The sequence below is a fragment of the Pseudomonas sp. ML96 genome, assembly GCF_000761545.1.
Lineage (GTDB): Bacteria > Pseudomonadota > Gammaproteobacteria > Pseudomonadales > Pseudomonadaceae > Aquipseudomonas.
This window is the reverse complement of the sequence record NZ_JPMY01000013.1, coordinates 26,277-46,910: the sequence shown is the minus strand read 5'-3', so window position 1 is coordinate 46,910 and position 20,634 is coordinate 26,277. Positions and strand designations below refer to the sequence as shown.

Here is a 20,634-nt window from a genome sequence, read left to right as displayed (position 1 = left end):
GGCGCGGGATGTGAGAGTCCCGCGCCGGCAACCAACCTCCTGTACGAGGTACAGGAGGGATGATTCTTCTAGGCGGCTGCTTTCCCGAGCTCGCCGAAGCGATCCAGATACAGCCGTTCAATCTGCTTCCCGCTCTTGTAGAGCACGTCGGCACCACGATGCGCCCGGCAGATTGTTGGCTGGCTGACACCCGCCAACACGGCAATTTCTTGCTGGCTGAGTCCAGCCCCCAGCAGGGCCTCGAGCATCTGTTGAATGGTCATCGCGAACACCGAAAAATTCACAAATGAATTCACACGATCATACCCAGCCGTATTCAGCCACGCAATACACTTCCGGATTATTCATTTAAGAATATGGAGCCCTGCCGAATGGCAATCTCTGGACAGCTTATTGGCCGTCTACTCACGGAAAAGCTCAAGGAACTGGGCCTGAATGAAACCGAGCTCGCACGCCGAGCAGGCGTAGCTCAACCAACTGCCCACAGGATCCTCGGCGGCGAGTCGAGCAATCCCCGCATCGACAACGTGAACAAGCTTGCCCGTGCACTGGGACTGGACGCCGCAGCTTTGCTTGCAGGAAAGCTGCAGGCTGATTTTGACGAAAACGTAATTGCAGGCCCTGACATTAAAGGGCGTGTACCTCGGATTTCTTGGGTGCAAGCAGGCGCCCTAAGTGAGGCGATTGACTTGTTTGAACCAGGCTACGCCGAGGACTGGCTGGACTGTCCCTTCCCCCATAGCACCGGCGCTTTCTGCCTAGAGGTGCGTGGCAACAGCATGTTCCCTGACTATCGACCAGGAGAACTTATCCTCGTCGAGCCCAAAGTCGATGCGACCCACGATGACGACATCGTCGCGCGCACCCCAGATGGGCAAGCAACGTTCAAAAGGCTTCAAATCACCGAGGATGGCACCTACCTGCTGGCTCTGAACCCGGACTTTCCCAACCGCATCATCACGGTACCCGAAGGTACTGAGATTTGTGGCGTCGTGACCGGCTCATGGATGAATCGAAGACGAAAATCCATATAAAAATTCATATACGTATTGACTGATGTGAATTCATAGTCGTATTTTTGATCGCGTACCCACACTCTCACCTTGGAGTACGCGACATGCAAACGACACAGCACGCACGCTGCCCGGTGCTTCTGCACCCGGCCATCACCCACAGCCCTGACGCTGTCCGCGCCGTCCAGCAGGCCACCGGCCAACTGGTCGTGATCACGGGCGGCAAGGCTCAGCTTCACAAGCCTGAGGCGACCTTCCACTTCATCACCGGCTCAGCCGACTACCTCGCCGCCGGCAACGATAACCGCCGCTACTTCGCCGTTGATGAAGTCACCCCCGGTCCGTTCGGAGGTGACGCAGCATGACCCCTGCCATCCAACTGCTGCTGATCCAGCTCATGCAGCTTGCTGCGCGACTGGTAACCGAAGACCGCTATCAGATCCACGTCCGCCTCTCTAACCACTGCTACGACATCGATGTTGGCGTGTACCCGCACGGCAGCATCTGGCGGCGAGAACTTCCAACTCCCGTGGCGATAGCTAGCGCTTATGTGCGCTGGAATCCCTATCGCTGTGCGCTGGACACAGACGAGGACTTCGCCGCATCCCTGACCCAAGCACAGGGCCAGTTGGAGTTCCTGCGCGCCGCCTTGAATGCTTACCTGCTGCCAGACACCACCGACCTGCAGGAGGCCGCATGAGCCAGCTCCTGATCGGCCTAGCCGGCCGCGCCCGCGTGGGCAAGGACACCGTCGCCCGCTACCTGGCGGCCCACCTCACCCTCATCAGCTACGCCTTTGCCGACCCGCTCAAGCAAGCGCTGGCCAGCATGTTCCACCTCACCGCCTCCCAGCTGGATGGCGCCGAGAAGGAGCAGCCCCTGCCCTGGCTGGGCAAGTCACCACGCGAGCTGATGCAACGGCTTGGTACCGAATGGGGCCGCAACCAGGTCCACCCGCAGCTATGGCTGCTGCTGGCCGAGCTGAACCTGCAGCTACTCGCCGAGCATGACCAGGCCATGAAAGGCGTGGTCATCCGCGACGTGCGCTTCGACAACGAGGCCGAGTGGGTGCGTAGCAAGGGCGGCGTGATCCTGCACATCACCAGGCCAGATGCCGACGAGGTAGCGCATCACTCCAGCGAGAGCGGTGTGCGTCGCTGCGCCTCCGACTTCGCCCTGGTCAACGACGGCACGCTGAACGACCTGTACGACGAGCTGGACCGCTTCATCAGCGCGCTCCACCGCCAGCGCCGCCAAGCAGCCTGAGGGCAGCCGCCATGAACCGCACCGTGAAGGAAGCCGCCAAGGCGCTGGGCCTCAACGAGAACACGCTGCGCGCCTGGCTGCGCGAGAAGGGCCACCTAAACAAGGACGGCACCCTCGCTGCCAAGCACATCGGCGCCGGCAACCTGTACATGGACGCCCGCGCCACCCAGCCCAAGCAGCTGGGCTTCCGCAAGCACTACGCCGTGCTGAAGGTCACCGCGCAGGGCATGGATTGGCTGGCAAAGCAGATGGGCATCGAGATCACGGAAGTACCGCAGAAGGACACCGCCGCATGAAGAGCAACCCCATCATCGACGCCATCGGCGTGCTGAAGCTGACCGACATGCACTTCAACAACCCCACCGCCGTGCCGGCCGCCACCGTGCGTGCCGCAGCGGAGGAATGCATCACGCGGCTGGAGACCATCCCGGCCCTGGCCGTGCAGCTGGGCGCGCTGTACACCGCGCTGGGCGCAGTCACCCCAGCTGGCTGGCTGCCCTTCGTCACGCTCACCACGGACCCCGTGCGCCCCTTCGGCGCCGTGGTCACCGACGAGGCCGGGAACATCGCTGCCCATGGCATTGGCAAGACTGTCGACAGTCTCGTCGAGCTTGTGCGGCTCCGGCTTCCAGCGGGGCGCGGGGAGGCGGCGGCGTGAGCAACACCTACGCAATGCTGCTCGCCAAGCACAAGGCCACCAGCCTGAGCCTGACCGAAGTGCGGACGGCCTACTTCTCCCACCTCAAGACGGACAAGAGCCTGCGGGCGCTCATCAACAACGGCCGGGTCCAGCTGCCCACCTTCCGCGCGCATGACTCCCGCGCCGCGCCGATGCGGGTGCGCCTCGAAGACCTCGCCACCTATCTCGACAGCCGGGCAAAGACCGCCGCGTAGCAGCCCGGACGCACACACCACACGGAGGAATGGCAGCCATGTAACGGAACCGACTCACCTCACTCATGCAGAAGCGCCCCGCCGGGGCGCTTCACCGGACTCTCACCCGGCAACACCCCGCCGCACGACTCTCACAGCTACATCCGGCGGCGGGCTCTACGAGGACACAGCACATGCAAACCACCACCATCTACGCCCTGATCTGCGCCTTCCTGGTACTGGCCCTCATCGGCCTGGCCACCTTCGCTTACCGCTCTGCCGAAAAGGCCCTGGCCACCGGCTATGACCAGGGCCATGGCGACGCCGAACGCAGCAACGCCGACCTCGCCGAGTTCCATGCCGCTGAAGTGCTGCGCCTGCAGAACCAGCTAGCCATCAACCGCGCAGAGCACAACCACCAGCTCGAAGCGGTCACCCTCGATGCGGATCGGCGCATTGCCATCTTCGCCCGCACCGGCCGCCCACTGACCGAGGTGGATGTGCACTCTCTGCGTGTGGGCGCCAAGCAACTAACCCTGGCAGCGCAGACCTACAAGAACCTGAAACTCGTCGATCAGGCTCGCTTCGCCGCGACCTCCGCTTCCCACATCGAGAAGCTGGCAGAACGCGCAGGTGAGCTGCTTCAAGCGCCGGCACTGATTGCAGAATCCCCAGCATTCTCCCTGCCGCTGCTGCCGCGCGTGGCCGGCGACTGGCTCATCCACGGCCACCACTTCGTGGTTGATCTAGAGACCGAGTCCACCGCGCCAGATGCCGCCATCACCTCAATCGGCGTGGTGTACCTGCACATCCCGCAGAACGCCGACAGCCCAGTTCTCATGCACGAGATCTACATTCGGACAACGCCGCACCCAGACGCCCGCCGCGACGAGGCAACCGCAGCCTGGTGGGCCGAGCAGAGCGCAGAAGCACGTGCGGAAGTCGACGGCACCCTCCCGCGCAAACACCTTGGCGATGCAGTCGACATGCTGGACGCCTTCATGGAGTCGATGTGCGCAAACCGCTCGCAGCGCCTGCTCTGGGGCAACGGCAGCAGCTTCGATAACGTCATCCTGACCAACGCCTACCGCGCCGGCGGACGCGGCACCCCGTGGGACTTCTGGAACGATCGCGACCTGCGCACCATGCTGGCCATCTTCCCGAGCGCCAAGAAGATCGAGTTCGAAGGCATCCGCCACCACGCCCTGCACGACGCCCGCCACGAGGCCAAGCAGCTGCTCGCGGCGCTCAAGGCATTGCAAAGCCTGGACGCCCCTAACGCCACCCTGCTCGCCCCGGTCGAACAAGTGAGGGCGTCTGCATGAGCTGGATACTCACTCGCAGCGGCCGCAAGTTCGACTTGGCCGCCCCCACGCCCGACATGGTGGACCCCGCCGATATCGCCCACAGCCTGAGCATGCAGTGCCGCTTCAACGGGCACACCAACCGCTTCTACAGCGTTGCCCAGCACTGCTGCCTGGTTTCGAACCTGGTGCCGGCCGAGCACCAACTGGCCGCCCTACTTCACGACGCCACCGAGGCCTACGTGGGCGACCTGGTGCGCCCGCTCAAGCAGGGCATGCGCGAGTTCTACGAGGCGCAGAGCCTGGAGTCGCTGTATGACGCCGTAGAGCGCCGCGTCTGGATCGCCATCTGCTTCCGCTTCGACCTCGACCCACACCTGCCGGATTGCGTGAAGCACGCCGACTTGGTGGCATTGGCAACCGAGAAACGCGACCTGATGCCCGAGCACCCTGAACCCTGGCCCTGCCTGGACGGCATCCAGGCTCACGCTGACCAAATCGACCCTTGGGAACCAAGCGCCGCGGCGATCAACTACCACCGACGATTGCTAGATCTGCTCACCACAACTCACCGACGGAGGGCGATCGCATGAGCAATCTACAAGTGCTGATCCTTATAGACCCTAGGCCCCACTCGCTGGGAATGGGCTTCAAACAGTTCTTTGAGGTGATCCGACAGAGGACTGATGCTTTCAAGCGCCTTGTCCACATTCATGTAGCTGGCAACTTCACTGGGCTTATCAAGGCAATGCTCGATTCGAGACTTAGCCATACCAACGTGGCGCCGAACGAGCATAAAGCCGGAAGCAAAGTCGTAGTCAACCATCTCCTTGAAGCTGAAATCAGCAAGGTTTCTATCAACGTCTTCAAGGCTATGAATGTAGTACTGAAGACTGCTCGGAAGGACGTCCCCCTCTTTGATGCCCTTCAGCACATGAACAAGGCAGGCAACAGCATCATCTCCAGCGTGGTATGCCCTGAAGAGGTATCGATAGCTCAAACGCTGACGTTCGACAGATGCTTGCATCTGCTGCTGATTGGATATCCAAACGGCCGCCATAATCGCAGCAACAGAACCTACCGCCTGCACCCACGCCGGCCAATCCAATTTCGCCCAAGCCACGTCTATACGAAGCAGCCAGATAAGTGCGAGCACAGCCAACGGAGATACGGCTATCCATGCCAAGATCAACAGCGGCCGCACCTCGATCGTATATTCGCGCCATTCCTTCGGAATCATCACCGTACTCCCTCGCATTACATTCCTACCAGATTGCCTCTTGCCGCTTCGCTCGTCCACGGGGGTGCGGCATGAACAACCTCTTCCGTATCCACCCCCAACCCAGCTTCAACTTCGGCGGGCTGGTGATCGACAACTTCGCCGGCGGCGGCGGCGCTTCCACCGGCATCGAAATGGCGCTGGGCCGCCCGGTTGATATCGCTATCAACCACGACCCCGAAGCCATCGCCATGCACGAGATCAACCACCCGCACACCAAGCACTACTGCGAGAGCGTGTGGGAGGTAGACCCGCGCGAGATCACCCAAGGACGCCCCGTTGATCTCGCCTGGTTCAGCCCGGACTGCAAGCACTTCAGCAAAGCCAAGGGCGGCAAGCCGGTGAAGAAGGAGATTCGCGGCCTGGCCTGGGTTGCCATCCGCTACGCCGCCACGGTGCGCCCGCGTGTGATCATGCTGGAGAACGTCGAAGAGTTCGTCACCTGGGGGCCGCTGGCTGATGGCCGCCCTTGCCCAAAGAACAAAGGCCGCACCTTCAAGAGCTTCGTCAACGCCCTGCGTCGCCATGGCTACCAGGTGGAGTGGCGCGAGCTGCGTGCCAACCAGTACGGCGCCGCCACCATCCGCAAGCGACTGTTCCTCATTGCCCGCTGCGACGGCCTGCCAATCGTCTGGCCAGAACCGACCCACCTGGCGGCCAACAGCCCCGAGGTGAAGGCCAAGCAAGCCAAGCCCCAGCACCTGACTGCGGACATTATTGACTGGTCACTGCCGTGCCCTTCGATCTTCACCCGCAAGCGCCCGCTGGCCGACGCCACCCTGCGCCGCATCGCCCGAGGAATTCAGCGCTACGTCATCAGCGCTGACCAGCCATTCATAGTCGGCGTTGGCGGCCGGGCTGGGCAGAGCCGGCCGCGCAGCACAGAGGAACCAATGGCCACCATCACCGCCAAGGCGGACGCCGCGCTGGTTGTACCGCAGCTAGCACCCTTCATCGCCAACACCCGCAACGGTGAACGCCCAGGCCAGCAACCACGAGTCCTAAGCGTCGAGCAACCGTTCTGGACTGTGACAGCGGAAGGATCGCAGCAGGCCCTTATCGCGCCGGTGATCACCAAGTTCCGCACCAACGATCACGGATCTTCGGTAGAACAGCCTCTACCCACCGTTACAGCCAACAGCTTCATCAAGCGCCCGGGCGGCGCGGCCCCAATCGGCGTAGTGGCAGCCTTCCTCGCCAAGCACTACGGCGGGAACGAGTCGCCAGGATGGCCGCTTGAGAAGCCGATCAGCACCCTGACCACGCAGGACCATCATCACCTGGTAACCAGCCACCTGCTCAAGCTGCGCAACAATTGCGACGGCCAGGATCTGCTCGAGCCGATGCACACCCTCACCACAGGCGGCCACTTCGGCGAGGTTCGCGCCTTCCTGCTGAAGTACTACGAGACGGCCGTAGGCCAGCCGGTGGACGAACCCCTGCACACCATCACCACCAAGCACCGCTTGGGGCTGGTCATGGTCAAGGGTGAGCCCTACCAGATTGTGGACATCGGCATGCGCATGCTGGAGCCGCACGAGCTCTACGCCGCACAAGGCTTCCCTACCGACTACATCCACGACCGGACCCTAACTAACCCGAAGTTATCCAAGTCCAGCCAGGTACGCATGTGCGGTAACAGCGTATGCCCCCCAGTGGCCGCGGCCCTGGTACGCGCCAACTTGATCACTCAGCTGCATGGGGAGGAAGCAGCATGAGCTGTTCAAGCATCCTCACCCCGACACACTCTGCGCAGCTTGGTTTAGGGATTTCTCTGCTACTTCAAAGCAACACGCTGCAACTCAAGCGCAGCTGCGTGAACAGCTTGCGAATTGTGCGCGAATACCGTCGCACACCGAAGGCGGTCCACATAGCCATCTCGCCCCTTTGCCATCAATCCCGCCATGACATAGCTCTGTTCCATTGCTGCTCTGATTCTCAGGAATGGCTCGACCATTTCAGGGCGAGGAAGGTCGACTGGGTTGATACCTCGCAGTGCAAGGACCTGCGACTCAACAGTCGTAAGGATTTCCTCGCTTGTTTCATCTATCTGCTGCTGGAGCTGGTTGAAGCTTTGAAAAAGCAAGGAGCTCACAGCAGCTGCTCGCGTCGCCACGCCAACCACCAGGTTAGATACAACCCGGTCTTTACTTTTCCGTTCCTGGGCTTGCTGTTCATCTTGCTTGTTGGCAATCAACACTGCCGCAAAAACGGCTGCAATAGATCCGACCGCCTGCACCCAGCCAGGACTGTCGCCATTGAGCACGCCAAAGTGCACAAACACACCGATCAACAGCCAAAGCGATGGGATGACCATCACCATGACCCATACCCACCACACCGTAAAAAGCCCCAAGTAGCGGGGGATCAACTGACGCTTGCTCACTTAAAATTCCTTATACAAATGCATAGGAGAAGACTGCCCACATCCGCTTCGCTCGTCCACGGCGGTGTCGTATGAGCACCCGCAAGCCTCATAACATGCGCGCACGCCTTGAGCGCAGCTGCCGGGCCCTGGTTCGCACCAACCACGCTGCCGTGATCAACATCGATCCGGCCGGCGGCCAGCACCTGGTGAACTGGAAAACCGGCAGGCTGATCAAGTCACGCCCCATGGTCGACGCCGTGTGCGACTTCGCCCACCACTGGTGCATCTACATCAGCGCCCTGCGCATCGACCAGTTCGGCAAGCGCTACATTAAGAGCGTCGAGGCGGCCCCGCAGGGGGTCTACCTCGCAGCCCAACTGACCGACGTCATCGAGACCTGTTACCGCGATCACCTCGCCGGCTGCAACAAGCAGCACGTAGTCAGCTCCGGCTGGATCGCCATACCCAACGACGTGACCCTGGACGAAGCCCAGGCAGCACTGATCTATGACGCAGTCGGCGCCTGGCCGACTTCGGAGGCAGCATGACAGTGCAGTTGGAGCGCTACCTGCGTGAGGAACAGGTGCTGGAGGTGACGACTCTGTCCCACGCCACCTTGTGGCGCGAGATCAAGGCCGGCCGCTTCCCGCGGCAGGTTCGCCTTTCGCCAGGGCGTGTGGGTTGGCGCGCGTCTGAGATCAACACCTGGCTGAATGACCCTGCCGGGTGGTCACAACACGAGGCGGCCTAGCCGCCTTCAGGGTTTCACTTTGGCTACCTTCAACAACCAGGTAGACCACAACCTGAGCCCTTCCCGCTTCTCTTTCAGGTAGTCATAGCGGTCATAGTGTTTCGACGACACGTCGTTGAATGCGTGGCCCTGGATCCTATCTCGCAACTCCTTGCTCAAGCCGGCCACACCCATCAAGGTCTTGCACGACCTGCGAATGTCTCGAAGGGTGAAAGGGCCGTTGAACTTATCCTTGTGACGCCCATACAGCTTGGTCACGGCCCGCGACAATGACTGCACGTTGATCGAGCTCGTTTCGTATCGCCCAACAAAGGGGTAGCTGCCCTTCTCCGATATAGCCGCTGCTCGCTCGAGGCACGCCTTACTTAGAGCGTTGTAAGGAACAACGTGCATCTCCCGCTCACCTTCAACCCCTTTCCGACTGCGGATGACATAGTGATCTTTCAGGTACATCTCACGCGGGGATGCCACTACCTGCTCGGGCCGTTGACCGCCTGAAGAGATCAGGAACTTCAGCAGCTCGGCCGTAATCAAGCTGAGCTGTTCGGGCAGAAGATTCCACAGAGTGGCGAGCTCATCCTGGGAAAGCACCCGCTGCCCAGCTCGCTCCCAATCCTCCTGCACAGGCACGCTAGAAACCGGATTGAACCTCAGCCCGAAACGCACGGAGGCACCGCCAAAGCTACGCGGGTTGAACTCCTGATTCAGCCCATGCTGGAAGGCAGCGTGCAGCATCGAGCGCACGCGATTGCACATTGTTGTCAGGCCATCGCCGACCATTTTGGCCAGCACATCACGAACATCACCTGGCTCAACCAGGGCAGCCTGCTTGCGTGCAAGATGAGGGAAAGGCGTAGTTACGTACTTGGCCAGCGCCCACTCCACCCGATCGGCAGTCGCAGCCTCTTCTGCCTTCAACTTGCCCACATAGGAATTCACCAACTGCTGCAGAGTGCCATCCGCCTCGGCCGTTGGTGAGGACTCCTTACACTTAGAGCGAGCATCCGCCAGGCCGAGCCCTGGCCAGGTTCCGAGCTTGCGCTGCTTCTTCTTCCCAGCAACGTGCCATTGGTAGTAGAACTCCTTCGTCCCATTGCCGCGTACCTTGAGAATGAGCACGCCCTCACCCCGGGCACCGCGGCCATCGGACATCACGTAGTCCTTACCCTCGGCCTTCAAACTCCTGATTTGCTTTTCGGTGAGCATCCAGTGACAGTATCCAGTGACAGTTGTCCCGAACTAACACGATTTCAGTCGAGACAGAATGAGACGGAGCCGGAAGCATCCAGCCCATACAGGACGTGGACTCTAGCACCCATGCGACACTGCACGCGATACCCTGATATTTCACGCAATGAAGATTCCCAAGCCCATGACGTGGGTTCGATTCCCATCACCCGCTCCACTTTCTCCAAAGCCTCGCACCTCGCGGGGCTTTGTCGTTTTCAGGGGGCGAGACAACGGTAAGTATCAAATAGCCACTACAAAATGCGAATCGCATCACGCTTTTCCGGCATCAGGAATGTCGACTTGGTCACAAGCTCTGGTAGCCTCTGGCGAACTCAACCAGGAGCTTTCCGATGAAGGAACAACGGAAATACCTAGCTTTGCGTGCGCATGTCGAAACCCTGCTTCGGGATGGAGCACAGATAGTCAATCGCAGCCCTTTCACCCTCCGAATCCAAGGCCATCTCTTCCGTGTTCAACACGGCATGCTGATCGGCAACTCTGCTGCGGCCTGATCGGCGGAGCGTCTCACCAGCCCCGGCAATCACTGTCCGGGGCTGTTTCATGTCCGCCTTCAGGACTCCGAAATTCCCGTGATGGTGATGCCGTAGTGGCGTAGCAACAGCACTGCCGGTTCGCTGCTGCGTTTGTCCTGGCCATCACCGTACTCACCCTCCTCCAGGTTTGCGCCGGCCCAGTCGAGGACGAAGCGCACCGCCTCCTCCATCTCGGGCTTGTGCTGGGCCTGCATCTCCAGGGTGCAGGTGTTGTTGTCCTTGCTGTAGCTGATCGTCCATTGAGCCATGGTGACCTCCTGCGAACTGCGCGGGCCAGACGCCTGCGTACAGCTTTTGAGTCGCCACGGCAGGCTGCGGTTCAGGCGAGGAGCCAGCCGGCCATGCAGGCGGTCGGCGCGGGGTTGCCCTGCTGGCGTATCTCACGCACCATAACTGTATATAAAGCCAGTTATTTGCCATGCTCGCCTCGCTCGACTCGCCCCTCTACTACCTCGACAACTTCAACACCGCGCTGGTGTGGATTGGCGAGCGCTATGGCGACCTGCTGGATGCCGAGGAGCAGGCCTTCCTGCAGCAGTTCGCGGCGCTGCCGCAACCGTCTCAGGCGTTGCTGGTGCGTCTGATCATGCGCAAGGGCCCACACTTTCGCGCGAGCAAGCTGGCTTATGCCGAGATCGGCGATATCGCCGCCGCCGCCACTCCGCTGCTGACGCGGGGTTGGCTGATCAACGATGCTGCACTGCAGCTGGCCGAACTCTTCGCCCTGCTGCGCAAGGACGAATTGCTCGCGCACTTCGCCGAGCTGGCGCCGCTGCAAGCGCTAAAGAAGGATGAGCAACTGCAGGCTCTGCTGCCGTCCTACCCAGAACCGCAGGCATTCATGCAGTGGTGTCCGCAGCTGGACCACCTGTTCAGCCTGACCATCGGCCCCCTGTGCGACCGTCTGCGCCTGTTGTTCTTCGGCAACCTGGCACAGGACTGGTCCGAGTTCGTGCTCGCCGAACTGGGCGTCTATCGCTACGAGAGCGTGGCCATCGGCGCCGATTCGCGCGGCTTTCGTAGCCGCCTGGATATCGACCATTACCTGCACCTGCAGCGCTGCCGCGAGCTATTCGAGGCCGGCCTGCCAATTGCCGAAGTGCGGACCGAGCTGGGCGACTTCGCCAGCGATAACCCACACCTGATTCGCCGCCACGCCAAGCTGCTGTTCCACCTCGGCCAGCAACTGGAGCGTGAAGACGAGCTGGTCGAAGCCGCCGTGCTATATGCCAGCAGCACGTATGCCGAGGCCCGCCAGCGCCAGGTCCGTGTGCTGGAGAAACTCGGCGAATGGCAGCAGGCCCACAATCTGGCGACCGCCGCTTTGCTCGCCCCACGCAACGACGCCGAGGCCCAGGCCCTGGAACGCGCCCTACCGCGCCTGCAACGCCAGCTCGGCTTGCCGAAGCAGCCACGCCAACCACCGGCCGAGGCCGGACTCATAGAGCTGGAACTGCCACAACCGCTGGAACTCAGCGTGGAATGGGCGGTGCAGGAGTATCTGCACACAGAGCAGGCGCCGGCCTTCTATGTGGAGAACACCCTGGTCTGCGGCCTGTTCGGCCTGCTCTGCTGGGAGGCGATCTTCGCCCCGCTGCCCGGCGCCTTCTTCCATCCCTTCCACGCCGGGCCGGTGGATCTGCATGACAGCGACTTCCGCAGCCGCCGCGCTGCGCTGTTCGAGCGCTGCCTGGCGCGCCTGGAGGACGGCAGCCACGCCGAGGCGATCCGCGCCACCTACGCCGCCAAATACGGCATCGTCTCGCCCTTCGTGCACTGGGCGGTGCTGACGCCCGAACTGCTGGAAACCGCCCTGCACTGCCTGCCGCCGGCGCACCTGCGCGCCTGGTTCGAGCGCCTGCTCGGCGATATCCGCGCCAACCGCGCCGGCATGCCGGACCTGATCCAATTCTGGCCGGCCGAGCAGCGCTACCGGATGATCGAGGTGAAGGGCCCCGGCGACCGCCTGCAGGATAACCAGAAGTGCTGGCTGGCCTTCTGTGCCGAGCACGGCATGCCGGTGGACGTGTGCTACGTGCGCTGGAGCCAGGCATGAGCTACGCCGTGGCGGTGCGGGCGCTGTGCGAGTTCACTGCCAAGCAGGGCGACCTCGACCTGCGCTTCACCCCCGCGCCCACCGCCGCCGAGGGCATGGCCGGGCATAGCACCGTGGTTGGCCGCCGTGGTGCTGGCTACATCGCAGAGCTGCCGCTGGCCGGCGCGTATCCGGGCCTGCAAGTCAGCGGCCGCGCCGATGGCTACGACCCGCAACAGAACCTGCTGGAAGAGATCAAGACTCACCGTGGCGACGTGGCGCGCATCCCGGACAACCACCGCGTGCTGCACTGGGCCCAGGTCAAGGTCTATGGCTGGCTGCTGTGCAACGCGCTGGAACTGCCGCATATCGACCTGGCGGTGGTGTACTTCAACGTACTCACGCAGAAGGAAACGGTGTTTCGCGAGCACTTCGACGCTGTCGAACTGAGAACCTTCTTCGAGCTGCAGTGCGCGCGCTTCGTCGCCTTCGCCGAGCAGGAGACCGCACATCGGGTTGCTCGCGACCATAGCCTGGAGCGCCTGCAGTTCCCCTACCCGGACTTCCGCCGTGGCCAGCGCCAACTCGCCGAATCCGTGTACCGCGCCGCCCGTGACGGCGACTTCCTGCTGGCCCAGGCCACCACCGGTATCGGCAAGACCCTGGCCACCTTGTTCCCGCAGCTTAAGGCCTTTCCCGGTCAGGATCTGGACCGGCTGTTCTTCCTCACCGCCAAGACCCCGGGCCGGCGCCTGGCGCTGGACGCCCTGGCCAGCCTGCGTGCGCAGGAACACGACATGCCACTGCGGGTGCTGGAGCACGTGGCCCGTGACAAGGCCTGCGAGCACCCGGACAAGGCCTGCCACGGCGAATCCTGCCCGCTGGCCAGGGGCTTCTACGACCGCCTGCCGGCCGCCCGCGCCGCCGCCCTTGAGCGCCGCTGGCTGAATCAGGAGTCCGTGCGCGAGATCGCTCTGGCCCACCAGATCTGCCCCTACTACCTGTCCCAGGAGCTGTGCCGCTGGAGCGACGTGGTGGTCGGTGACTACAACTACTACTTCGACATGACCGCCCTGCTCCACGGCCTGACCGTGCTCAACGGCTGGAAGGTCACCCTGCTGGTGGACGAGGCGCACAACCTGATCGAGCGCGCCCGCGGCATGTACAGCGCCGAACTGGACCAGGCCGAGTTCAACGCCATGCGCAAGCTCGCCCCGGCCGGCCTCAAGGGCGTACTGGAGCGCGTCGGCCGGCACTGGAACCAGCTGCACCGCGACCAGGAAGTGCCATACCAGATCTACCCGGTCATCTCCGAGCTGTTCATCGTCGCCCTGCAGAAGGCGGTGAGCGCCATCACCGACCACCTCACCGACCAGCCGGAAGGCAACCAGGCCGCGCTGCTGCGCTTCTACCTCGACGCCATGCTGTTCTGCCGCCTGGCCGAGGCCTTCGGCCCGCACTCGCTGTTCGACATCAGCCGCCACGACAGCCGCAGCCTGTCGACCCTGTGTCTGCGTAACATCGTGCCGGCGCGCTTCCTCGCCGAGCGCTTCGCCAACGCCCACAGCGCCACGCTGTTCTCCGCCACCCTCAGCCCCGGCCATTACCACGCCGACCTGCTCGGCCTGCCGCGCGACTGGCAGTGGCTGGAAGTACAGTCGCCGTTCAGCGCCGAGCAGCTCAGGGTCCAGGCGCTGGCCAACCTGTCGACCCGCTACCAGCACCGTGAGGCCAGCCTGGCGCCCATCACCGGCCTGCTGGCCCGGCAGTTCCGCGAGCAGCCGGGCAACTACCTGGCCTTCTTCAGCAGCTACGCCTACCTGGAACAGGCCCTGGACAACTTCCGCAGCGCGCATCCAGACATCCCGGTATGGGCGCAGTCGCGCAGCATGAACGAGGCTGAGCGCCAGGCCTTTCTCGAACGCTTTTCCGAGCACTCCCAGGGCGTCGGCTTCGCCGTGCTCGGCGGCGCCTTCGGCGAGGGTATCGACCTGCCCGGCAAGCGCCTGATCGGCGCCTTTATCGCCACCCTTGGCCTGCCGCAGGTCAACCCGGTCAACGAGGAGGTGAAGGCGCGCATGCAACAGATGTTCGGCAACGGCTACGACTACGCTTACCTCTACCCCGGCCTGCAGAAAGTGGTGCAGGCCGCCGGTCGGGTGATTCGTACTACCGAGGACAGCGGCGTGGTCTATCTGCTGGACGACCGTTTCACCCGCAGCGAGGTAAGGCAGCTGTTGCCGAGCTGGTGGCAGGTCGAGCGCAGCCTGCACCGGCCGGTCTGAAACGGGCGATACACACTTTGCAAAAACCCCGAGCTTGAGGCGGCCCGGAAAATCCTTATCCTGCGCGCCGTGACGCCGGGCCCCTCTGACGGTTTGCAGCCGCCATGTCGGAGTCATAGTTGGTACAACTACGACTGAAAGGAGGGGCTCATGACTGCCCTAGATTCGTTCCTCTTCGCCGACCTGCTCGGCACCGCCACCTGGCTGTGGCTGACCTTCTTCGCCCTGGTAGCCGCTCTGCTGGCCTTCGACCTCGGCATCCTGCACCGCGACAACCGCGAAATCGGCGTCAAGGAGAGCCTGCTGCTGTCGGCCGGCTACATCTCCATGGGCCTGCTGTTCGCCGTCTGGGTGTTCTTCCAGAAAGGCGGTGACGCCAGCATGGACTACCTGACCGGCTTCCTCATCGAGAAGTCGCTGTCGATGGACAACGTGTTCGTCATGGCGCTGATCTTCAGCTTCCTGGCCATCCCGCGTCAGTACCAGCACAAAGTGCTGTTCTGGGGAATCATGGGCGTGATCGTGCTGCGCGCCATCATGATCGGCCTGGGCGCTGCGCTGATCAGCGAGTTCGACTGGATCCTCTACGTGTTCGGCGCCTTCCTGCTGCTGACCGGCGTGAAGATGCTGTTCTCCAAGGTCGACGACGAGCCGGACCTGGCCAACAACCGCTTCGTCAACTGGCTGCGCAACCACCTGCCGGTGACCGACCGCCTGCATGAGCAGAAATTCTTCGTCCGTCAGGAAGACGCCAGCGGCAAGCTCAAGCTGTGGATCACCCCGCTGTTCCTGGCCCTGATCCTGATCGAGCTGGCTGACCTGGTGTTCGCCGTGGACAGCGTGCCGGCGATCTTCGCCATCACCCAGGACCCGTTCATCGTCTACACCTCGAACATCTTCGCCATCCTCGGCCTGCGCGCCCTGTACTTCGCCCTGGCCGCGATGATCCATCGCTTCGCCTACCTGAAGTACGCCCTGGCTCTGGTGCTGGTGTTCATCGGCGGCAAGATCTTCCTGCACGGCATCATCGGCAAGGTGCCGGCGGTGATCTCGCTCAGCGTGACAGTGGGCCTGCTGGCCGGTGGCGTGCTGCTGTCGCTGTACAAGACCCGTAATCAACCCGCCCACAAACTCGAATCCTGATCGGAGGCCCGTACATGAACCGCTATCAACCGTTGTTGCTGGGCCTCGGCCTGCTCGCCCTGGCCGGCTGTGACAGTGCCGAACAGGCCGCCTCCAACTTCGCCGAAAAGGTCGAGCAGGCCGCCGTCGATCAGGTGAAAGAGAGCCTGGGCGAAACCCTCAAGGGCCTCGATGAACAGGTCGAGCAGCTCAACGACAAGGTCGACCAGGCCCAGGAAGGCACCCGCGAATGGCTGGACCAGGCGCAGCCGAAGTCCGAGCAAGAGCAGCCGCAGCAGGAAGCCGAAAAGCAGAAGGACATGATCGAGACCTGATCAGGCGCCGAAACGGCTGAGCAGGGCCCTGCCCTGCGGCCACTCGCCCAGACCGCTGGCGGCATTCAGGTGTCCAAGCGGGCCGAGTTCCAACAGCTCGGCAGCCCAGGCCCGCGCCATGTCGCGGGCCTTTTCTATTGAGGCATAGGGGTCGTCGCTGCTGGCCAGCACCAACGCCGGAAATGGCAAGGACGCGCGTGCCGGCAGGAAACCCTGCGCCTGCTGCGCGGGAAAGGCCGCCCCCTGCGGATCGGGCGGTGCCACCAGCAACGCGCCGGCGATGCCCACGGCCAGCTCCGACCGCGCCGCCCACTGCGCCACTGCCAGGCAACCCAGGCTATGCGCCACCAGCACCACACCCGCGCCCAGTTCGGCGACCTCGCGCTCCAGCGCCGCCAGCCAATCGCCAGCCTGCACCTGTTCCCAGTCCGCCACCCGCAACCGCCGCCAGCCAGGCTCGGCCTGTTGCCACAGGCTCTGCCAGTGTTGCGGGCCGGAATTGCCGATGCCGGGAACGATCAGGACGGGACGCTGCATGGCTGCACCTCTGCGAAGAAATGGAAGACACAGGCTAAGCCATGGCCCAGCAAGCCCCCAGGCTGAAACCGATGAAATCCTGATAGATTGCCGTTCAATCCCAGTAAATTTGGCCACCCTGCAAATGAATCAAAAGCCACCAGAGTTGGACCGTCTCGACTGGCGCATCCTCGAAACCCTGCAGGAGGAGGCGCGCATCAGCAACACCGAGCTGGGCAAGCGCATCGGCCTGTCGCAACCGGCGGTCACCACGCGTATCCGCCGCCTGGAGGAACAGGGAGTGATCGAGGGCTACTCGGCGCGGGTCAACGCACGCCTGCTCGGGCGCAACATCCGCGCGCTGATCCGCCTGCGCACCAGCCACGCGCAGATCGCCGCCTGCCTGCAGGCCTTCGACGAGCTGCCGGAAGTGATCGAGGCCATGCGCGTGACCGGCGAAGACTGCTTCGTGGTGCGCGTGGTGGTGGCGCAGATGGAGCGCCTGGAGGCAATCATCGACCACCTGGCCGCCTTCGGCCCGGTCACCACCTCCATCGTCCTGGCCAGCTATCCGGCCAAGCCCTTGCGCAGCGAGGCCTGAGTCAGGCGAAGGCCGCTGCCAGCAACTGCGGCAGCAGCACGCCGGCCGCGCCCTGCAGCGCATACTCGCGAGCGCCGCTGCAGGACTGCGACTGCGGGTTGATGTGCACGACAGTAGCGCCGGCCTGCACAGCAATCTGCGGCACCTGCGCGGCCGGGTAGACCTGCCCGGAAGTGCCGATGGAGAGCAGCAGGTCGCACTGCGCGGCAGCCTCGAAGGCCTGCTGCAGGGCCGCCTGTGGCAGCGACTCGCCGAACCACACCACGCCGGGGCGCACCGCCCCGGCACAATGCTCGCAACGCGGCGGCGCCAGGCGCCGGCCCTCTTCCGGCTCGTCCAGTTCGCTGCCCAGCCCGGCATAGGGCGCCGCGCAAACGAAGCAACGCGGCGTATGCAGGCTGCCATGCAGGTGAATCACCGCGGCGCTGCCGGCTCGCTCGTGCAGGTCGTCGACGTTCTGCGTCACCAAGGTCAGGCGTGGCACCCGCCCGGCCAACTCGGCGATGGCCCGGTGCGCCGGATTGGGCGCGGCGCGCAGTACCCGCTGGCGCCGCCACTCGTACCAGCCCCAGACCAGCTCGGGGTCGGCCGCGAACGCCTCCGGCGTGGCCAGGCGCGCCGCATCGAAACGCGCCCACAGACCGGTCAGGGCATCGCGAAAGGTCGGGATGCCGCTCTCGGCAGACACCCCGGCGCCGGTAAATACCAGCAGATGACGGGACTCGCGCAGGGCTTCGACGATGATGGGAGACATGGCGGACTCACAGCAGAAGGAACACAGCGCATTCTCGCCGAGCGCGATTAGCCGTGACCACTCGTCCGCGCCAACCCCCATAGGTATGGCAGGACCCTCTAGGCTTACGGCAGTTTCCAGGAGGAGCAAGGAATGAGCGGAATCCTGATCGTCGACGAGCAACCGGTAGCGCGCCACGCCCTGCGCCTGTTGATGGAGGCCGAGGGTCACCAGGTCCTGGGTGAGGCAGGCAACGGCCTGGAGGCCCTGCAATTGGCCCGACAGCAAAAGGCCGAGCTGATGATCCTGGATCTGGCCATCCCGCGCCTGGGCGGCCTGGAGGTGATCCAGCGCCTCGCCAGCCAATCCACGGCACCGCAGGTACTGGTGCTGACCGGCCAGGACTCGGAGTACTTCGCCATTCGTTGCCTGGAGGCCGGCGCCGCCGGTTTCGTCAGCAAGCATGACGATCTCGGTGAACTGAAGCAGGCGGTGCACGCCGTGCTCCATGGTCACAGCCACTTTCCCAGTCATGCCCTCGGCAGCGTTCACCCTGGTGAGGGCCTAAAACAGTTGTCGGCCCGCGAGCAGAGCGTTCTGCAGTTGCTGGCCAAAGGCCTGAGCAATATCGCCATCGGCGAGCAGCTGGCGCTGAGCGACAAGACGGTCAGCACCTACAAGATTCGCCTCAAGCAGAAGTTGCAGGCGGGATCGCTGCTGGAGCTGATCGATATCGCCCGCCGCCAGGGACTGCTCACCGACGCGCAGGAGCAGGAACAAACCCCGCCGTTGAACGACGAGCAGCGACAGGAACTGGAGCTGCTGCACCGAGTGCTCGACACCCTGCCCTACACCGCGGTGGTCCGCGATACCGAGGGGCGCCTGATCACCTGCAATCGCCACCATCTGCAGCAACACCGTGTGCGCCTGGAGGATATTCGAGGCAAGCGCATCTACGAGACCGACGAATTCGCCGAGGAAAACGCCAGGCTGGTACATGACCGTCTGCTGGAAATCCTGGCTGCCGGAGAATCCTGGAGCCGCGATGTGGTCATCAAGCTGCATGGCGAGCCACGCACCTTCCGTTACTGGGCACACCCCTACCGTGATGCCAACAACCAGGTACTCGGCATGATCTGCAGCAGCGTCGAACTCACCGACCGTGACGCAGCCCTGTTCGATCTGCGCAATGCTGTCGAACGCTCAGAAGCGTCCTGCCGCGCCAAGAGCGGTTTTCTCAGCGCCATCGGCAACGAACTGGGCGGGCCGTTGCAGAATCTGGTGAACATGCTGGAACTGGCGCTACGAGCCGAAAGCATCCACAGCGCCCAGGAGCCGTTGCACGTCGCGCAGGCCACGGCGCGGCAGGTGCTGGCCATGGTCAACGAACTGCAGCAGCTCAACCAGCTGGAAGCCGGTCGCCACCTCATGCAGCCGAAGCCACTAGACCTGCACAAGCTGGTCTCCGCCCTGGAGAGCAGCTACCGCAAGCGAGTCGAGGGCGCCGGCCTGCAACTCCGCCTGGACACGCGCCAGGCACGTCATCCGTGGGTCTGGGCCGATGCTCGTTGCCTGCATCAGTTGCTGGGGCATCTGCTGGACAATGCCCTGAAATTCGGCGAGCGGGGCGAGATAGTGTTACGACTCAAGGCTGAGGGACGCGGAAAGGGACAGGTAGAGGTCGTTCTGGAAGTGGAAGACCAGGGAGCAGGTATCACCGGCGCAGATCGACAGGAGCTGTTCGAGCCTTTCGCCGCCTCCCTCGCTCCCCCCCAACTGCTACGCGGCGGCAGCGGCCTCGGGCTGGCCCTGTGCAAACGCCTGGTGGAGCAGATGAATGGCCGCATCGAACTGCACAGCTCGGCCGGCCTCGGCACCCGGGTCAGCATCACCCTGCTGCTGACCAGTGCCCAGGCTCAGCCTTCGAGTAGCGCAACCAGCTAGTGACCAGGCAGCACTTGGCCGCCACCGGCGAGCGGCGCATCGTGAATCTCGCCATGGCGACCAAGGAAGGTGGCGTGCCAACCATCCAGCCAGATGAAGAAGCCGATGCAACCGGCCTCCAGGGTGCAGCGCTTAAACTCGGCAAAGCCCAGATCACCACTGTTGGCCGCATCCAGCGCGTTCTGCAATGCCGGGCAGTCGAAGCCTGTGGCGATGGGCTCTTCGGGCGTCGACAACGGCAGGCTGTATGAAGCGCCACTGGGCGCATAGAAGATCAGCGCCGGAATCCGGTAATCGACATGGCAGGATTCGATACCGACCTCGCCTAGCTTGCCGATGATCTGCACCAGGCTGGCACCACCATAATTGAGCGCATTGGTGCAGTGTTCGATCACACGCTTGGTGTAGCTGTTCATGCTGGCTCC

At 63.2% G+C, this 20,634-nt stretch carries 27 protein-coding genes; 19 read left to right on the top strand and 8 right to left on the bottom strand.

Annotated elements, in window-relative coordinates:
* Positions 1-68: 68 nt before the first annotated feature.
* Positions 69-263, bottom strand: coding sequence for a hypothetical protein (locus IP89_RS10950; RefSeq protein WP_043309626.1), 195 nt, complete (start codon positions 261-263; stop codon positions 69-71).
* A 108-nt stretch (positions 264-371) separates the two neighbouring features.
* On the opposite strand from IP89_RS10950, the gene IP89_RS10945 reads away from it, so the two are divergent.
* The 9 genes from IP89_RS10945 (at position 372) to IP89_RS10905 (ending at position 5,049) form a co-directional block, all read left to right on the top strand.
* Complete coding sequence (locus tag IP89_RS10945) at positions 372-1,034, top strand: LexA family transcriptional regulator (RefSeq protein WP_052081037.1); 663 nt, start codon at positions 372-374, stop codon at positions 1,032-1,034.
* A gap of 83 nt (positions 1,035-1,117) precedes the next feature.
* Positions 1,118-1,378, top strand: coding sequence for a hypothetical protein (locus tag IP89_RS10940; protein ID WP_043309541.1), 261 nt, complete (start codon positions 1,118-1,120; stop codon positions 1,376-1,378).
* Positions 1,375-1,713 (top strand): hypothetical protein, encoded by a 339-nt coding sequence (locus IP89_RS10935; protein ID WP_043309540.1) that lies wholly within the window; start codon positions 1,375-1,377, stop codon positions 1,711-1,713. Before IP89_RS10940 ends, IP89_RS10935 begins: the two co-directional genes overlap by 4 nt.
* Positions 1,710-2,279: a deoxynucleotide monophosphate kinase gene (locus IP89_RS10930; RefSeq protein WP_043309539.1), complete on the top strand. Its 570-nt coding sequence runs from the start codon at positions 1,710-1,712 to the stop codon at positions 2,277-2,279. The genes IP89_RS10935 and IP89_RS10930 overlap by 4 nt, the downstream gene beginning before the upstream one ends.
* An 11-nt stretch (positions 2,280-2,290) precedes the next feature.
* Positions 2,291-2,575, top strand: a complete 285-nt coding sequence (locus IP89_RS10925) for a phage antirepressor KilAC domain-containing protein (protein ID WP_043309538.1) — start codon at positions 2,291-2,293, stop codon at positions 2,573-2,575.
* Positions 2,572-2,937 (top strand): hypothetical protein, encoded by a 366-nt coding sequence (locus tag IP89_RS10920; protein ID WP_043309537.1) that lies wholly within the window; start codon positions 2,572-2,574, stop codon positions 2,935-2,937. The genes IP89_RS10925 and IP89_RS10920 overlap by 4 nt, the downstream gene beginning before the upstream one ends.
* A complete protein-coding gene (locus tag IP89_RS10915; RefSeq protein WP_256203134.1) occupies positions 2,934-3,173 on the top strand; it encodes a pyocin activator PrtN family protein in 240 nt (79 codons plus the stop codon). Before IP89_RS10920 ends, IP89_RS10915 begins: the two co-directional genes overlap by 4 nt.
* A gap of 173 nt (positions 3,174-3,346) precedes the next feature.
* Positions 3,347-4,477 carry a 3'-5' exonuclease gene (locus IP89_RS22765; RefSeq protein WP_052081036.1) on the top strand — a complete coding sequence of 377 codons (1,131 nt, stop codon included), beginning with the start codon at positions 3,347-3,349 and terminating at the stop codon, positions 4,475-4,477.
* Positions 4,474-5,049 (top strand): phosphohydrolase, encoded by a 576-nt coding sequence (locus tag IP89_RS10905; protein ID WP_043309536.1) that lies wholly within the window; start codon positions 4,474-4,476, stop codon positions 5,047-5,049. The genes IP89_RS22765 and IP89_RS10905 overlap by 4 nt, the downstream gene beginning before the upstream one ends.
* A 5-nt stretch (positions 5,050-5,054) precedes the next feature.
* Here IP89_RS10905 and IP89_RS10900 read toward each other — a convergent pair whose 3' ends face one another.
* Complete coding sequence (locus IP89_RS10900) at positions 5,055-5,696, bottom strand: hypothetical protein (RefSeq protein WP_043309535.1); 642 nt, start codon at positions 5,694-5,696, stop codon at positions 5,055-5,057.
* A gap of 71 nt (positions 5,697-5,767) precedes the next feature.
* On the opposite strand from IP89_RS10900, the gene IP89_RS10895 reads away from it, so the two are divergent.
* Positions 5,768-7,453 carry a DNA cytosine methyltransferase gene (locus tag IP89_RS10895; protein ID WP_043309534.1) on the top strand — a complete coding sequence of 562 codons (1,686 nt, stop codon included), beginning with the start codon at positions 5,768-5,770 and terminating at the stop codon, positions 7,451-7,453.
* A gap of 59 nt (positions 7,454-7,512) precedes the next feature.
* Here the strand turns inward: IP89_RS10895 and IP89_RS10890 are convergent, their stop codons facing one another.
* Positions 7,513-8,121, bottom strand: a complete 609-nt coding sequence (locus IP89_RS10890) for a hypothetical protein (RefSeq protein ID WP_043309533.1) — start codon at positions 8,119-8,121, stop codon at positions 7,513-7,515.
* A gap of 71 nt (positions 8,122-8,192) precedes the next feature.
* On the opposite strand from IP89_RS10890, the gene IP89_RS10885 reads away from it, so the two are divergent.
* Both IP89_RS10885 and IP89_RS10880 read left to right on the top strand, forming a co-directional pair.
* Positions 8,193-8,651, top strand: a complete 459-nt coding sequence (locus IP89_RS10885) for a hypothetical protein (protein ID WP_043309532.1) — start codon at positions 8,193-8,195, stop codon at positions 8,649-8,651.
* Positions 8,648-8,854, top strand: coding sequence for an AlpA family transcriptional regulator (locus IP89_RS10880; protein ID WP_043309531.1), 207 nt, complete (start codon positions 8,648-8,650; stop codon positions 8,852-8,854). Before IP89_RS10885 ends, IP89_RS10880 begins: the two co-directional genes overlap by 4 nt.
* Positions 8,855-8,860: 6 nt before the next feature.
* On the opposite strand, the gene IP89_RS10875 is transcribed toward IP89_RS10880, so the two are convergent.
* Positions 8,861-10,060 carry an integrase family protein gene (locus IP89_RS10875; RefSeq protein WP_043309530.1) on the bottom strand — a complete coding sequence of 400 codons (1,200 nt, stop codon included), beginning with the start codon at positions 10,058-10,060 and terminating at the stop codon, positions 8,861-8,863.
* 374 nt (positions 10,061-10,434) lie between these two features.
* Here IP89_RS10875 and IP89_RS23530 point away from each other — a divergent pair, with 374 nt between their 5' ends.
* Positions 10,435-10,596 (top strand): hypothetical protein, encoded by a 162-nt coding sequence (locus IP89_RS23530; protein WP_177326867.1) that lies wholly within the window; start codon positions 10,435-10,437, stop codon positions 10,594-10,596.
* Positions 10,597-10,655: 59 nt separating this feature from the next.
* On the opposite strand, the gene IP89_RS10865 is transcribed toward IP89_RS23530, so the two are convergent.
* Entirely contained in the window at positions 10,656-10,886 is a 231-nt protein-coding gene (locus tag IP89_RS10865; RefSeq protein WP_043309528.1) for a hypothetical protein, read from the bottom strand.
* A 170-nt stretch (positions 10,887-11,056) separates the two neighbouring features.
* Here IP89_RS10865 and IP89_RS10860 point away from each other — a divergent pair, with 170 nt between their 5' ends.
* From IP89_RS10860 to IP89_RS10845, 4 genes are all read left to right on the top strand, one after another.
* Positions 11,057-12,694, top strand: coding sequence for a VRR-NUC domain-containing protein (locus tag IP89_RS10860; protein WP_043309527.1), 1,638 nt, complete (start codon positions 11,057-11,059; stop codon positions 12,692-12,694).
* Positions 12,691-14,958, top strand: a complete 2,268-nt coding sequence (locus IP89_RS10855) for an ATP-dependent DNA helicase (protein ID WP_043309526.1) — start codon at positions 12,691-12,693, stop codon at positions 14,956-14,958. The genes IP89_RS10860 and IP89_RS10855 overlap by 4 nt, the downstream gene beginning before the upstream one ends.
* Positions 14,959-15,108: 150 nt before the next feature.
* Entirely contained in the window at positions 15,109-16,101 is a 993-nt protein-coding gene (locus tag IP89_RS10850) for a TerC family protein (RefSeq protein WP_043309525.1), read from the top strand.
* A 14-nt stretch (positions 16,102-16,115) separates the two neighbouring features.
* A complete protein-coding gene (locus tag IP89_RS10845; protein ID WP_043309524.1) occupies positions 16,116-16,415 on the top strand; it encodes a hypothetical protein in 300 nt (99 codons plus the stop codon).
* On the opposite strand, the gene IP89_RS10840 is transcribed toward IP89_RS10845, so the two are convergent.
* A complete protein-coding gene (locus IP89_RS10840) occupies positions 16,416-16,952 on the bottom strand; it encodes an alpha/beta hydrolase (protein ID WP_043309523.1) in 537 nt (178 codons plus the stop codon).
* A gap of 145 nt (positions 16,953-17,097) precedes the next feature.
* Between IP89_RS10840 and IP89_RS10835 the strand changes: the two genes are divergently transcribed.
* A complete protein-coding gene (locus IP89_RS10835) occupies positions 17,098-17,532 on the top strand; it encodes an Lrp/AsnC family transcriptional regulator (protein ID WP_256203133.1) in 435 nt (144 codons plus the stop codon).
* A 1-nt stretch (position 17,533) separates the two neighbouring features.
* Here the strand turns inward: IP89_RS10835 and IP89_RS10830 are convergent, their stop codons facing one another.
* Positions 17,534-18,286: an NAD-dependent deacylase gene (locus tag IP89_RS10830; protein WP_043309522.1), complete on the bottom strand. Its 753-nt coding sequence runs from the start codon at positions 18,284-18,286 to the stop codon at positions 17,534-17,536.
* Positions 18,287-18,418: 132 nt separating this feature from the next.
* Between IP89_RS10830 and IP89_RS23005 the strand changes: the two genes are divergently transcribed.
* Positions 18,419-20,209 carry a response regulator gene (locus IP89_RS23005; protein WP_081963224.1) on the top strand — a complete coding sequence of 597 codons (1,791 nt, stop codon included), beginning with the start codon at positions 18,419-18,421 and terminating at the stop codon, positions 20,207-20,209.
* On the opposite strand, the gene IP89_RS10820 is transcribed toward IP89_RS23005, so the two are convergent.
* The gene (locus tag IP89_RS10820; protein ID WP_043309521.1) at positions 20,206-20,625 is read right to left on the bottom strand and encodes a hypothetical protein; all 420 of its coding nucleotides are present in this window, start codon (positions 20,623-20,625) and stop codon (positions 20,206-20,208) included. The two genes, IP89_RS23005 and IP89_RS10820, sit on opposite strands and share 4 nt — an antisense overlap.
* Positions 20,626-20,634: the final 9 nt, after the last annotated feature.

Coding starts and splice junctions, on each gene's coding strand:
- IP89_RS10950 (WP_043309626.1), bottom strand. CDS start 263: ATGACCATTCAACAGATGCTCGAGGCCCTGCTGGGGGCTGGACTCAGC.
- IP89_RS10945 (WP_052081037.1), top strand. CDS start 372: ATGGCAATCTCTGGACAGCTTATTGGCCGTCTACTCACGGAAAAGCTC.
- IP89_RS10940 (WP_043309541.1), top strand. CDS start 1,118: ATGCAAACGACACAGCACGCACGCTGCCCGGTGCTTCTGCACCCGGCC.
- IP89_RS10935 (WP_043309540.1), top strand. CDS start 1,375: ATGACCCCTGCCATCCAACTGCTGCTGATCCAGCTCATGCAGCTTGCT.
- IP89_RS10930 (WP_043309539.1), top strand. CDS start 1,710: ATGAGCCAGCTCCTGATCGGCCTAGCCGGCCGCGCCCGCGTGGGCAAG.
- IP89_RS10925 (WP_043309538.1), top strand. CDS start 2,291: ATGAACCGCACCGTGAAGGAAGCCGCCAAGGCGCTGGGCCTCAACGAG.
- IP89_RS10920 (WP_043309537.1), top strand. CDS start 2,572: ATGAAGAGCAACCCCATCATCGACGCCATCGGCGTGCTGAAGCTGACC.
- IP89_RS22765 (WP_052081036.1), top strand. CDS start 3,347: ATGCAAACCACCACCATCTACGCCCTGATCTGCGCCTTCCTGGTACTG.
- IP89_RS10905 (WP_043309536.1), top strand. CDS start 4,474: ATGAGCTGGATACTCACTCGCAGCGGCCGCAAGTTCGACTTGGCCGCC.
- IP89_RS10900 (WP_043309535.1), bottom strand. CDS start 5,696: ATGATTCCGAAGGAATGGCGCGAATATACGATCGAGGTGCGGCCGCTG.
- IP89_RS10895 (WP_043309534.1), top strand. CDS start 5,768: ATGAACAACCTCTTCCGTATCCACCCCCAACCCAGCTTCAACTTCGGC.
- IP89_RS10885 (WP_043309532.1), top strand. CDS start 8,193: ATGAGCACCCGCAAGCCTCATAACATGCGCGCACGCCTTGAGCGCAGC.
- IP89_RS10880 (WP_043309531.1), top strand. CDS start 8,648: ATGACAGTGCAGTTGGAGCGCTACCTGCGTGAGGAACAGGTGCTGGAG.
- IP89_RS10875 (WP_043309530.1), bottom strand. CDS start 10,060: ATGCTCACCGAAAAGCAAATCAGGAGTTTGAAGGCCGAGGGTAAGGAC.
- IP89_RS23530 (WP_177326867.1), top strand. CDS start 10,435: ATGAAGGAACAACGGAAATACCTAGCTTTGCGTGCGCATGTCGAAACC.
- IP89_RS10865 (WP_043309528.1), bottom strand. CDS start 10,886: ATGGCTCAATGGACGATCAGCTACAGCAAGGACAACAACACCTGCACC.
- IP89_RS10860 (WP_043309527.1), top strand. CDS start 11,057: ATGCTCGCCTCGCTCGACTCGCCCCTCTACTACCTCGACAACTTCAAC.
- IP89_RS10855 (WP_043309526.1), top strand. CDS start 12,691: ATGAGCTACGCCGTGGCGGTGCGGGCGCTGTGCGAGTTCACTGCCAAG.
- IP89_RS10850 (WP_043309525.1), top strand. CDS start 15,109: ATGACTGCCCTAGATTCGTTCCTCTTCGCCGACCTGCTCGGCACCGCC.
- IP89_RS10845 (WP_043309524.1), top strand. CDS start 16,116: ATGAACCGCTATCAACCGTTGTTGCTGGGCCTCGGCCTGCTCGCCCTG.
- IP89_RS10840 (WP_043309523.1), bottom strand. CDS start 16,952: ATGCAGCGTCCCGTCCTGATCGTTCCCGGCATCGGCAATTCCGGCCCG.
- IP89_RS10830 (WP_043309522.1), bottom strand. CDS start 18,286: ATGTCTCCCATCATCGTCGAAGCCCTGCGCGAGTCCCGTCATCTGCTG.
- IP89_RS23005 (WP_081963224.1), top strand. CDS start 18,419: ATGAGCGGAATCCTGATCGTCGACGAGCAACCGGTAGCGCGCCACGCC.
- IP89_RS10820 (WP_043309521.1), bottom strand. CDS start 20,625: ATGAACAGCTACACCAAGCGTGTGATCGAACACTGCACCAATGCGCTC.